Raw genomic sequence first — 12,762 nt, 5'->3', positions numbered from 1 at the left:
AGCGTCAGGCCTTATCCAAATGATCTGGTTGTTTACGCAATACCCGGAATGTCGCTGTAGCCATGCAGCCGAGTATCCCTTCACTATCCTTTACTTCCGCCTCAGTCGTTATGGTACGCCCCCCTTGATGGAGAATTCGTGCCTTAACCTCCAATCGCCCTTGTTTCATCGCTGACAGAAAATGAACGTTCAGATTCGTCGTCACACATAATTCCATATTGCGTGAAACCATACTAACCATCCCCATCGCCTGATCCATCAATGTTGTGAGCACGCCCCCATGAACAATTCCCACCACATTGGTATGCTGCGGTCCAGCCTGTAAAGCGATATGTACCTCATTTGCATCAGCTTCGATTAATTCACATCCTAAATACTCCCAAAATGTGTTTACTTCACCCTCTACCAAACTACGCAAGATATCCATTCCTTGTTTTCATCCTTTCTATGATGCCCCATTTCCTCTTGAGGTCTGATACAGTACATATGATTACAAGTTGCTCCTGAAAAAAAGGCGTGGAGGCTGAGCCTCCACACCATACATCATTCTAGTCACTGCAATTGGAGGAAGAAGTACTTTTTCCCTCTTCTACATTCACCTTTTCGGCAACTGTATCACGAATTGCCATGATAACCATTTGCAGCAGCTCATTAATTTCTACCTGGCTTTGCTGAAACTCCGTTACAATCGGAATACCGTCAAGCTCTTCCTGAAGCTCCTGCAGCTCTGCCTCTATTTTGGAAATCATCGTCTGATTCTTCAAGGATTCGAAAGCCACAATTTCCTTTTGCTTTTTCTTCATTGCTGCAATCAGAAGCTGGATGCGCTCATGATCGCGGATTTTATCTTCTGCTTTCCGAAATACCTGCACTTCTTCACTGTTGCCCAAAATACCCGCCAACTCTTGGGCTTTCGCCAATATCATATCGCGATTGACCAAATGATCATGCTGGCGCGCCGCCGGTTGAAGCTCTGACTGTTGCAACCGCTCCTCTGTCACTGTCCATCGCTCCTTTGCTCACTTAATAAGGTCGTACATACAGTTCATATTTGATCCACATGCAAACCTTGCTATGATATTTTGTTAACCGTTAACCGCCACAGCGGTTTGAACCAAATCGCCCTTGATGTAAAAGGTCATAGGCTCCGTAATTTTCACCTGCACAAAGGTCCCGATCAGATCCTTGGAGCCTTCAAAATGCACCAGCTTATTGGAACGGGTCCGGCCGGCAAGCACCTCACTGTTATTTTTGCTCTCGCCTTCTACCAGCACTTCAACCACCTCGCCACGCAGTCTACCGTTAAAACGAAGGCTGTTTTGGTTCACCACATTGTTCAGACGCTGTAGACGCTCTTTTTTGACTGACATAGGCACATTATCTTCCATAGACGCGGCTGGCGTACCTTCACGTGGTGAATAAATAAAGGTGTAGGCAAAGTCATAACCGACCTCGCGCACGAGAGAAATGGTATCTTCAAACTGTTCGTCCGTTTCGCCCGGGAAACCTACGATAATATCCGTTGTGAGCGAAGCATGCGGAACAGCCGCTTTGATCTTCGCCGCCAGTTCCAGAACGCGCTCACGTGTATATTTTCGGTTCATTTTCTTCAATATATCCGTATTGCCGGATTGAACAGGCAGATGGATATGCTCCACCAAATTGCCGCCCTTACCAAGCACTTCAACCAAGTGGTCATCAAAATCACGCGGATGTGATGTTGTAAAACGTATACGCGGGATATCTATCTTACGCATATCGTCCATCAGATCCCCGAATCTATAATTCATATCCTTCAAATCCTTGCCATAGGCATTGACATTCTGACCGAGCAAGGTAATTTCCTTAAAGCCCTGACGTGCCAAATCCCGTACCTCAGCAATAACATCCTCGGGACGACGGCTTCTTTCCTTACCGCGTGTGAAGGGAACAATGCAATAGGTGCAAAATTTATCGCAGCCGTACATAATGTTCACCCAAGCCCGCATACCCTCGCGCTTCTTCGGCAGGTTCTCGATAATGTCGCCTTCCTTGGACCACACCTCGACCACCATTTCTTTGCTGAAGAGTGCTTCCTTGACAAGCTGCGGCAGGCGGTGGATATTATGGGTACCAAAAATCATGTCGACAAAACCGTGCTTTTGCAAAATCCGGTTGACGACACTCTCTTCCTGCGACATGCAACCACATACGCCAAGTAGCATGCCCGGCTTCTCTGTCTTGAGATGCTTGAGGTGACCCAGCTCACCAAATACTTTGTCCTCCGCATTTTCACGGATCGCACATGTATTCAGCAAGATAATGTCCGCTTCCTTACGATCCTCTGTCGCCTGATAACCCATTTGCTCCAGCAATCCTTTAATCGTTTCGGAATCATGCTCGTTCATCTGGCAACCGAATGTGTACACGATGTAATACTTTCCCTCGCCGATATGCTTCAGCTCATCCGGAACTGCATTATCGTACAATACCTGTACGTCTTCTTTACCGCGTTGCTTTTCTTTTCTATGATTCGGCTCCGCCATAATATTGATTTCACGTCCGCGAATGCGGATCTTCTTGCTATGCTCATCCTGAGAAATGATCTTTGCATCCGAGAAATCAAAATATTTGGAGTAATCTTTCGTTTCCTTGGCCATTCCTTTGGTCACTCCTTACACCATCTATTTCACGCCAATTACGCTTTTACTATATCTTTGCATATGGGTACATCTCTTTTTAGCCCGTAAAAACTCCTTTGAAAAAGGCATTACACTAAATTATAGCATGATTTATAAGCCATCGCCATATATCCCCGTGAACGCAAAAGGGGTACACTGAGAATCTAATGTCCATATTTTTATAGATGACCATTTTGAGAATCCTTAGTATGTAAAAAAGCCCGACTCTTTAGCAAGAATCGGACCCTTTGCCTTTCGGCATTATATACGTATATTAGTCAACGATTTCAGCGTTGTCACCGTTTTTCACGCCGGCTCCGTTCGCTTCATCTGTATCAATGTGCATATCCAAAGCAAAAGAATCGGACACACGCGCAAGAACATTTTCAAATACAAGACCACGTTCGCCGCCGACACGTACTTTCAGCAACTGCTTGTCCTTAATGTCCCATTTCGCTGCATCAGACGTATGGAAATGAATATGACGGGCAGCTACGATTACACCCTCTTGCAGTTCCACTTCTCCAGCTGGTCCTTTTACTGTGATTCCTGGTGTTCCGTCAATGCTGCCAGATTCGCGTACAGGCGCTTTTACACCGATGGCAAAGGAATCTGTGCGAGAGATTTCAAGCTGGGAAGCTGGACGAGCTGGTCCCAAAATACGAACCTTATCAAATTGGCCCTTAGAACCAATTACAGCTACCGTTTCATTTGCGGCGAATTGTCCTGGTTGGGACAATGGTTTAAATTCAGTCAGTTGATATCCTGCTCCAAACAAAATTTCAATATGCTCTTGAGTCAGGTGAATATGGCGTGCGGAAACGCCGACAGGTACGATTTTACTCATCGTATGGTCACTCCTTTTTCTCTATACAATACTTTACACATCTATACTATTATACTCCTACTTTGCCAAGAAAGAAAAGGAAAGCGGGACAAAGTTCCGTTTTTCGCCCTATTCAGCCTTTAATATCGTGAACTGTCATTTTAGCGAACAGGATAAAGAACAGCATGATTTCAGCTACGATAAGATGAGAGGGAACAACAATAAATATGTTAAGGATAAACAAGACACAGAGGACTCCAGTTAAGAAAAAAATGACTCTAAGGCTTGGTTTAAGATGACTTAATCTGTAGCGATGGAATACCAGCAAAACCGACAAAAAGTAAATAAGTACAGAAGCAAAGGTAAAGCAAAGAACAAAGATATAGGCTACTTGTCCCAAAAACAAGAGCTGTATCGAAGCTGCTAGCATGCTAAGTGAAAGATAAATAAACAAATGACCATAAATAATAGTCTGTCCTGCTGTTTGTTTTGATTTATCTACGTGCTTCTCCATATTCTCAAAGTATTGCCACCAGATTGCGATGACTAATACAAAAGCCAAGGCAGCAAATACAACGGAAGAGACCGTAAAATGATCAGATTGTAAAACAGAAAGCATACTTATCACCGATTCGCCAAGCAGGATTAAGGTGAACTGTGCAAAGCGCTCTAATAAATGCTCCGTATGGATAGGTGTGATCACCAATTTTTTACGACCCATCAAAGGAACGAGGATATCAACAGCAATGCCGACATATAAAATCAAATATCGAACCCAGGACTCAAAAAAGAGGGAGAAACTGGAGATGACTATTCCGATCCAAAAATAGGTACCGAAAAAACGAGCTGTTTCCTGTTTATGACCCGCTTCTTTGGGTGCCGAAAGTAAATATTGAACGGCAGTCAAGCCTCTTAAACCAATATAGCCAGCAAAAAAGGATACATAATACGCGTCAAAATCTATATTCAGGCTGGCGGTCATAATTAACACGAAAAACAATTGCAGGATCATAAAGATTCGATGCGTCATACTGTCTTGACCAAAACGGTTGTTGTAGACAGTTTGTCCCACCCAAGCCCACCATATCGGAATAAAAATCAAAATAAACTTTTCCAGATTCTCCAAAGAAATACTATCATGTTCAACATGTAGTAAAACATGAGTGGCCTTGGAGACAGCGGCTACGAACAATAAGTCATAAAAGAGTTCAAGCCAGGTAACCTTTTTTATCAACATTATGTAATGGAGCTCCCCTCTGATATGGCGGTACAGCATGGTAACTCGTCAAGCTCGCTCCAAATGTCTGTCATATTTCAGCAAGCGTTATTTTAGCACCATACCATTCTAGGATGCTCCAATTATTTCGTAATATATCTCGCATTGTCAAGGGTATTAAGTAACCAAAAATAACTGCTATTAAATAGCTATTTAAGAAGACATTTTGGAAGGCAGATTCGTTTGCAGATATTCCAGCGCATGTCCTCCCAGCCACCCCTTGACCAGTTCCTCAGGATAATGCTTCATCAGCAGTTCCGCAAAACGTGGATATTTCCCTGAATGCTCCAGCCCCTGCACATGATGCTCAATACCGTCAAAATCAGATCCGAACATCAAATGACGTTCGCCACCTAGTGAACAAATATGTTCAATGTGTGGCAACAAATCCTCAGCGGTCACCGTACCCTGCTCTTTGAGAAACATCGTGACGAAAGTCAAACCAATCCGTCCGTTACGCGCGATCAACGCACGAATCTGTTCATCCCGAAGATTACGTGGGTGAGGACATACCGCGAAGGCGTTGGAGTGCGAAGCAATCGGCGGTTGAGCTGCCTCCTCCAACACCTCCCAGAAGCCTTGTTCAGACAAATGCGATACATCTAGTAGCAAACCTAATTCATTACAGCGCTTGACCAACTCATGCCCCTTGCGAGTCAGCCCGCCACCCCTCTGCTCCATAATGCCGTCAGCCGCCCAATTTGCATAATTCCACGTCAGCCCGATCAATCGGATTCCCAAGGCATAGCACAGTTCAGCATAAAACGGATTTCCTTCCAGCGCTTCCACTCCCTCCAGCGATAGCAGAGCCCACGGTGATCCTTGATGTTGTTTTATTTCATTCCCTTCCAGATGTCCCACTGATGTATCCTTACGTTCTTCCAAGTCTTCTCTCCACAATAGCGACTTCAACCCGACAGATGGGGATATCATATGCTGTCTGAAGAGTTCAACCTGACGAATTACATGCTCAAATCTTGGCGTACCCAGCACCTGGGAAATATATATTGCGAATGTCTGCAAGTTCACATGGCCTTCTAACAAACGCTCTCTTGTAACATCAAGCGAGGGATGACTGAAATCCACCTGCGGGTTAAGCTGCATCTTACACAACACATCACAATGCAAATCGGCAACCGACCATTTCATGTGTGGTTTACTGTTCATGCATCTTACCTCCATTCATAGATTACAGCGTGATGAAGTTATCTTACAATCTATGTAATAAAGGGCGACTTCCATGCAAAAAAGCCCGTTTACACCATCGTAAACAGGCTCAACAACTAACATTTATTATCTTGGCTCTACAATCAACTTGATTGCAGTCCGGTCTTCTCCGTCAATAACAATATCCGTAAAAGCAGGAATACAAATCAAATCCACTCCGCTTGGTGCGACAAATCCCCGGGCAATGGCTACAGCTTTAATGGCTTGGTTCAGTGCACCCGCTCCAATCGCCTGCAATTCGGCATTTCCGCGTTCACGCAGTACTCCTGCGAGTGCGCCTGCAACTGAATTAGGATTGGATTTTGCTGATACTTTTAATACATCCATAGTAAGTACCTCCCCTGGGAATGATGATGGTTTGATTCCACTATTAGATGTTATTCGAGGGTCAGCAAAAAATTCCTGCTTTTTGGTGACAGTTTTCCTTATTCTTTCCTTAAGCAGTTTCCAAAAAGGTTAATCCATCCGCCATTCATCTTCTTTGAGTCTAATTTTCTGAATTTTACGTGCCATACCGTCGTTGTCATTCAACTCTACGCTAACTGCGTGAAAATGCCATTTTCCGTTGTCCGGTTGAAAACGTACCGGAAGCTGAGTCTGAAATTTCTGCAACACGGCTTCTCTCTGCATGCCAAGTACTCCTTCATAGGGACCTACCATGCCCACATCTGTCTGATACGCAGTTCCTTGCGGTAAAATCGTATCATCGTTGCTCTGCACGTGGGTGTGTGTACCAACAACAATTGAAGCACGGCCATCTAGATGCCAACCCATAGCGATTTTTTCCGATGTCGCTTCGGCATGAAAATCAACCAGAATGTGCTTATGCTTCTTGCGCAATTCATCTACGATCTCATCTGCTGCGCGGAACGGGCAATCGATGGGTGGCAGAAAGGTTCTGCCCTGCAAGTTAACGATCGCCAGCTCCTTGCCTCCACCTTTCACCACGGTATAGCCTCGCCCCGGCGTTCCTGGCGGGAAGTTTGCCGGACGTATGATACGCGGCTCATCATCTATAAAATCAAATATATCCTTATTGTCCCAAGTATGATTACCCATTGTAATACCATGTACGCCCCAATCAAAAAATTCTCTGGCGATGGCTGGAGTAATGCCTCTTCCTGAAGCTGAATTTTCCCCGTTCACGATAATGATATGCGGGTTGTATTTTGATTTTAGCGAAGGGAGATTTTCCCTTAATGCCTTTCTGCCTACACTACCGAAAATATCTCCAATAAATAGTACGTTGATAGAAAACCCTCCCTGGTATGCCTTACATAATGAAAAGTGGCCCTACAAACAGCGGCCACTTTTCGTTAAATTACTTTATTTTGCGTATTCTACCGCGCGGGTCTCACGAATGACGGTAACCTTGATATGTCCCGGATAATCCAGTTCATTCTCAATCGTTTTCGTTATATCACGAGCCAGTCGGAATGCTTCCGCATCATCAATTTTCTCTGGCTGCACCATGACGCGGACTTCGCGTCCAGCTTGAATAGCGTACGATTTTTCCACGCCTTCAAAAGACTCGGAAATGCGTTCCAGCTTCTCAAGACGACGGATGTACGTCTCCAGTGTTTCACGCCGCGCTCCTGGTCTTGCTGCCGACAGGGCGTCTGCCGCCCCAACCAGCATAGCAATCACTGAAGTCGCTTCGCAGTCGCCGTGATGTGAAGCAATACTGTTGATGACGACCGGGTGTTCCTTGTACTTCTTCGCCAGTTCCACGCCAATTTCAACGTGTGATCCTTCCACTTCGTGATCCAGCGCCTTCCCGATGTCATGCAGCAACCCTGCCCGTCTTGCCAGTGTAACGTCCTCGCCCAGTTCTCCGGCCATCAGACCTGTCAAGTATGCAACTTCCATCGAGTGCTTCAATACGTTCTGTCCGTAGCTTGTACGGAACTTGAGACGTCCCAGGATCTTGATTAAATCCGGATGCAGGCTATGCACGCCCACCTCGAAGGTGGCTTGTTCGCCATACTCGCGGATTCGTTCATCCACTTCTTTACGGGATTTTTCCACCATTTCTTCAATACGAGCCGGATGTATCCGTCCGTCCGCTACGAGCTTCTCAAGCGCAGTACGCGCTATCTCTCTGCGAATCGGATCAAATCCGGACAAAATAACCGCTTCCGGCGTATCATCAATAATGAGGTCAATTCCCGTAAGGGTTTCAAGCGCACGGATATTACGGCCTTCACGTCCGATAATCCGGCCTTTCATTTCTTCGTTCGGCAACGTGACAACGGAAACCGTCGTTTCCGCCACATGGTCCGCCGCACAGCGTTGGATGGCCAGTGTGATAATTTCACGAGACTTTTTGTCCGCTTCCTCTTTGGCCTGTTGCTCAATTTCCTTAATCATCTGAGCGGTTTCATGACGAACTTCCTGCTCTACGTTGGACAGAATAATACTTCTGGCATCTTCCGTCGTCAGATTGGAAATACGCTCCAGCTCAGTTACCTGACTCTTGTAAATCAAATCAATCTGCTGCTGGGTTTCATCGATTCGTTTCTCTTTGTTGGCCACTTGTTCTTCTTTACGTTCCAGCGATTCCAATTTTTTATCCAGCGATTCTTCTTTTTGCAGCAATCTTCGTTCCTGTCGTTGAATTTCATTCCGACGCTCACGAGTTTCTTTTTCAGCTTCGGCACGGATGCGGTGAATTTCATCTTTCGCTTCCAATACCGTTTCCTTCTTCAGCGCTTCTGCCTCTTTTTTCGCGTTCTCCACGATTTGCGCGGCAGCTTCTTCCGCACTGGAGATTTTAGCTTCTGCAATAGATTTGCGAATAAAATAACCAATCCCGAACCCAAAGAATAACGCGGCTACAGCAACGAGAACGAACCAGATCGCAGTCATCATCATACTGTTCACCTCCCCGTTGGTTCCTCCAAGGCATTCCTTGGGACTTTTTGCAATTGTCACATTAGCTTTGATCGTCAAACTAAGATAACGGCACGCGGCCGTTTCATTTCATATGCACATGCTTTCACATGTACAATTCCGCCTGGCATAGCGGCATCACTTGTTATTTGGCGATGAGAACGTACCCATGGACTCCACTTTTTTGGAAGGAAAAAGGGTGTTCCACAAGCATCGTTTCATATATATTTTATTATTTGACAAATGGCATTGTCAAGGGAATGCAAACTTTAGTAGATTACCATGTGGCTTTCCATGTGATAACCAGCTCATCCTGTTCGCTTATGCCAGCTAATGGATGCCCGGCTGTTTAACAGCTATTCATCCCACAGCGATAATTCCTCGTCATCGGAAGCCCCGTCTTGCTCGGCCATCGTGAGATGATTGACTACGCGGCGTGTCATATCCCCCGAATATCCGCGTCTCATGAGAAAGGGGTACGTTTTCCGTTTCTTCTCCATTATATCTCCACGCACCTGATTCCATTTCCTGCGTCCGACTATCAAAGCGCTCTCCCATTCCTCCTGATCGCTGACCTCACCTAAAGCTTCCCCGATAGAGGCTTTAGAGATGCCCTTTTGACGCAGTTCCTGCCTTACCCACATCTTCCCCTTCCGCTGGCTCGTTATGCGCTGCCTTGCCCACTGACGGGCGTATAGATCGTCATCCACAAGTTGCTCCCGCTCCAGACGGTTCAACACTTCATCAATAACAGCTTGACCCATTTCCTTTTGCGTCAAACGCTGCTCAATCTCCTGACGTGTACGTGGCTTTAGTCCCAAATAACGAAGCGCGTGCACGTATGCCTGTTGCTTTTCGTCCGCCAGAACGATTTCTTCCAGTTCCCTTTTGACGAAAGTCGTTCCTTTGAACATATTGTACTTGATCATTACATCTTCCAGTACGGACAATGAATACAGGCCAAAATGAATCGTGTATCTTCCGCGTTGCCTACCCTGCCCCTGTTCCACCCTCGTAACCATCAATTCCTCATGATCAGGAAAAAGGGAAATTCCTTGCTGCTCATTTTCCTTCGAAGTGTGTTCACCTTCATCTTCCAATTGCAATGTGCTTCCCTCACTTTGATATTCACGAAAGCAAGCTGAAAACGCCCGCCACGCAAAAGTAAAATGTAGCCGACACGCAGGCCACATTCGATGCAAAAATACCCTGCACAACTGTGCAGGGCATCAGAATCATGCTATTCAAACGGCTGTGCCATAACCCCTGGCTCCAGTTCACGAACCAGGATTCACCAAGCTTTATTCAAGCTCCAGCAATTCCTGTTCTTCCTTGGCTTGCTGTGCCAACTCTTCTTCTGTCGGCGGAGCTACCGTCGTAATCAAATTGCTGGCCACCCGAATTTTTTGTTCGATCGTACTAGCAATGTTCGGATTTTCCTTCAAAAATTGCTTCGCATTTTCACGTCCCTGACCTAGTCGTTCACCTTCATAGGAATACCAGGCTCCGCTCTTATCGACAATGTCATACTCCGTACCAATGTCGATCAAACTGCCTTCCTTGGAGATGCCTTCGCCGTACATAATGTCCACTTCCGCCTGACGGAAAGGAGGTGCGACTTTGTTCTTCACCACTTTAATACGTGTGCGGTTACCTACAACGTCATTACCGCTTTTCAAGCTTTCAATGCGGCGGACATCCAAACGAACTGTAGAATAAAATTTCAGAGCACGTCCACCTGGTGTAGTTTCAGGGTTACCGAACATAACACCTATTTTTTCACGTAATTGGTTAATAAAGATAGCAATGGTATTCGACTTGTTAATAGCACCGGACAGCTTACGCAATGCCTGCGACATTAAACGGGCTTGAAGACCAACATGGGAATCCCCCATTTCACCTTCAATCTCCGCTTTTGGCACAAGTGCCGCTACAGAGTCAACAACAACAATGTCTACCGCTCCACTACGTACAAGCGCTTCGGCAATCTCAAGTGCTTGCTCTCCTGTATCTGGCTGCGATAGCAACAACTCATCAATATTGACACCCAGCTTGCTGGCATACGATGGATCAAGCGCATGCTCGGCGTCGATAAAAGCGGCTTGTCCGCCTGTTTTTTGTACCTCTGCTATAGCGTGAAGAGCTACTGTTGTTTTACCAGATGATTCTGGTCCATATACTTCAATAATTCGGCCTCTCGGGAAGCCGCCCGTTCCTAACGCAATATCCAAAGCAATCGAACCACTGGGAATCGTTTCCACTTGCATGTGGGTGGACTCACCCAACTTCATAATGGAACCTTTACCGAATTGCTTTTCTATTTGACGGAGCGCCATATCCAGCGCAGCACGACGATCTGACAATAAACTCACATCCTTCGTTGTTTGTACTTTAATAATACCTTGTTTTGACACGCTTGCCAAGCATTTTTTCGAACATACATTCGTTTTTTTTGTTTAGACAGTTCTCTTCTATACTTCCATCTGTCTCTTAAATCAAAAAAGAACCGCAGGCAAAAAGGCTTTTGCAACGGTTCTTCCGATAGTATGATTATATCATTAATCGTTTACCTAAAACAACTCTATGAAAACTCGCGTCGGATACAGATCATTAAGAGAGCTTCTCATTTTCCACCAGTCTGCGCCATAATCTGTACAGGATTGCTTTAACAGACCGCAGACGAATCGCTTCACGATTCCCGCTCAGCTTCAGCTCGTATACCTCAGTCTCCTTATCACGCTCAGCAATACCGATATAAACCAGACCAACCGGCTTCCGCTCAGAATATCCGGGTCCAGCTACACCTGTAACCGAGAGTCCGAAATCACTGTCCGTGACCATTCTCGCCTGCTCTGCAAGCACAAGGGCTACTTCCTCGCTTACTGCGCCGGGCGCATTGTCCCCCTCCAAATAATCATGAGGCACGTTGAGCAGCTTCTTCTTCATTTCATTGGAATAACACACGATACCGCCCTGAAACATAACTGAGCTGCCCGGAACGGAAGTGATGTGCTCCATCAGCATTCCACCTGTGCAGCTTTCTGCCGCGCTAACAGTCAGTCCGCGATTGGACATCAAATCCACAATAACCTTCTCCAGCGTGACGTCCTCGCTCGCATACATGTATTCCGAAAGACGCTGCTGAATTTCTGCTTCCGTAGCCCCCAGCTTGACCAGTGCCTCGCTCTCGCTGGCCGCCTTGGTGGATATACGGATTGTGACCTCTCCCTCCTTGGCATAAGGAGCAATGGTCGGGTCTGTCTGTGATTTTATCAGATCCAATAAGCGGGTTTCGAGAGCTGACTCGCCGATTCCTGCAAACTTTAGCATTTTCGAATAAATCGGCAGTTCCTCACCACTCAGTGCTTGCTGGAGCAACCAAGGTTTCGCCTGATTCTCAAACATCGGTTTGAGTTCCTTCGGCGGTCCAGGCAAAACTACATAATATTTACCATCCTGTGCAATCGCATCGCCCACAGCCAGACCTGTCTCATTTTCAAGAGGAGTAGCCCCTTCAATGGAAAGCGCCTGACGCCGATTATTTTCGGTCATTTCCACCCCGCGATTATGGAAAAACTGTTCCAGCTTATCCATAGCGAGACGGTCTATATGTAATTTACGCCCCAGCACAGCGGCGATTGCATCTTTCGTCAAATCATCCTGAGTCGGTCCCAGACCACCGGAGAACAAAATAATATCCGCACGCTTCTGAGCCAGACGTACCGCTTCCTGAAGTCGATCCATGTTATCGCCAACAACCGTCTGAAAATATACATCAATCCCAACCGTAGCCAACTCTTGTGACAAATATTGGGCATTTGTATTCACAATTTGTCCGAGCAATAATTCAGTTCCTACTGCGATGATTTCAGCTTTCATCG

General features: G+C 46.0%; 12 protein-coding genes. All 12 read right to left on the bottom strand.

The genetic code is table 11. The features are described 5' to 3' along the window. Nucleotides 1–4 precede the first annotated feature (4 nt). Nucleotides 5–427, bottom strand: coding sequence for a PaaI family thioesterase (locus QMK20_RS10690; protein ID WP_283655678.1), 423 nt, complete (start codon nucleotides 425–427; stop codon nucleotides 5–7). Nucleotides 428–548: 121 nt separating this feature from the next. Beyond that, nucleotides 549–1,001, bottom strand: a complete 453-nt coding sequence (locus QMK20_RS10685; RefSeq protein WP_283655677.1) for a YlbF/YmcA family competence regulator — start codon at nucleotides 999–1,001, stop codon at nucleotides 549–551. Nucleotides 1,002–1,085: 84 nt separating this feature from the next. Further along, nucleotides 1,086–2,639: a tRNA (N6-isopentenyl adenosine(37)-C2)-methylthiotransferase MiaB gene (gene miaB, locus QMK20_RS10680; protein WP_283655676.1), complete on the bottom strand. Its 1,554-nt coding sequence runs from the start codon at nucleotides 2,637–2,639 to the stop codon at nucleotides 1,086–1,088. Nucleotides 2,640–2,934: 295 nt separating this feature from the next. Further along, a complete protein-coding gene (pduL, locus tag QMK20_RS10675) occupies nucleotides 2,935–3,507 on the bottom strand; it encodes a phosphate propanoyltransferase (RefSeq protein WP_013309962.1) in 573 nt (190 codons plus the stop codon). A gap of 112 nt (nucleotides 3,508–3,619) precedes the next feature. Next, nucleotides 3,620–4,723: a low temperature requirement protein A gene (locus tag QMK20_RS10670; protein ID WP_283655675.1), complete on the bottom strand. Its 1,104-nt coding sequence runs from the start codon at nucleotides 4,721–4,723 to the stop codon at nucleotides 3,620–3,622. Between the two features lie 192 nt (nucleotides 4,724–4,915). Continuing rightward, nucleotides 4,916–5,929 carry a dipeptidase gene (locus QMK20_RS10665; RefSeq protein ID WP_283655674.1) on the bottom strand — a complete coding sequence of 338 codons (1,014 nt, stop codon included), beginning with the start codon at nucleotides 5,927–5,929 and terminating at the stop codon, nucleotides 4,916–4,918. A gap of 126 nt (nucleotides 5,930–6,055) precedes the next feature. Beyond that, the gene (locus tag QMK20_RS10660; RefSeq protein ID WP_007430104.1) at nucleotides 6,056–6,316 is read right to left on the bottom strand and encodes a stage V sporulation protein S; all 261 of its coding nucleotides are present in this window, start codon (nucleotides 6,314–6,316) and stop codon (nucleotides 6,056–6,058) included. 129 nt (nucleotides 6,317–6,445) lie between these two features. Beyond that, nucleotides 6,446–7,240: a TIGR00282 family metallophosphoesterase gene (locus QMK20_RS10655; protein ID WP_283656248.1), complete on the bottom strand. Its 795-nt coding sequence runs from the start codon at nucleotides 7,238–7,240 to the stop codon at nucleotides 6,446–6,448. A gap of 75 nt (nucleotides 7,241–7,315) precedes the next feature. Then, nucleotides 7,316–8,860 carry a ribonuclease Y gene (gene rny, locus QMK20_RS10650; protein ID WP_014281153.1) on the bottom strand — a complete coding sequence of 515 codons (1,545 nt, stop codon included), beginning with the start codon at nucleotides 8,858–8,860 and terminating at the stop codon, nucleotides 7,316–7,318. 377 nt (nucleotides 8,861–9,237) lie between these two features. Continuing rightward, nucleotides 9,238–9,987, bottom strand: coding sequence for a regulatory protein RecX (locus QMK20_RS10645; protein ID WP_283655673.1), 750 nt, complete (start codon nucleotides 9,985–9,987; stop codon nucleotides 9,238–9,240). A 195-nt stretch (nucleotides 9,988–10,182) separates the two neighbouring features. Beyond that, nucleotides 10,183–11,244 carry a recombinase RecA gene (gene recA / locus QMK20_RS10640; protein WP_283655672.1) on the bottom strand — a complete coding sequence of 354 codons (1,062 nt, stop codon included), beginning with the start codon at nucleotides 11,242–11,244 and terminating at the stop codon, nucleotides 10,183–10,185. Nucleotides 11,245–11,491: 247 nt separating this feature from the next. Next, nucleotides 11,492–12,760 carry a competence/damage-inducible protein A gene (locus QMK20_RS10635; RefSeq protein WP_283655671.1) on the bottom strand — a complete coding sequence of 423 codons (1,269 nt, stop codon included), beginning with the start codon at nucleotides 12,758–12,760 and terminating at the stop codon, nucleotides 11,492–11,494. Between the last annotated feature and the right edge of the window lie 2 nt (nucleotides 12,761–12,762).

This window comes from Paenibacillus sp. RC334, assembly GCF_030034735.1.
Lineage (GTDB): Bacteria > Bacillota > Bacilli > Paenibacillales > Paenibacillaceae > Paenibacillus > Paenibacillus terrae_A.
Note: the sequence above shows the minus strand (reverse complement) of the source record. Positions and strands in the feature narration are given on the sequence as shown.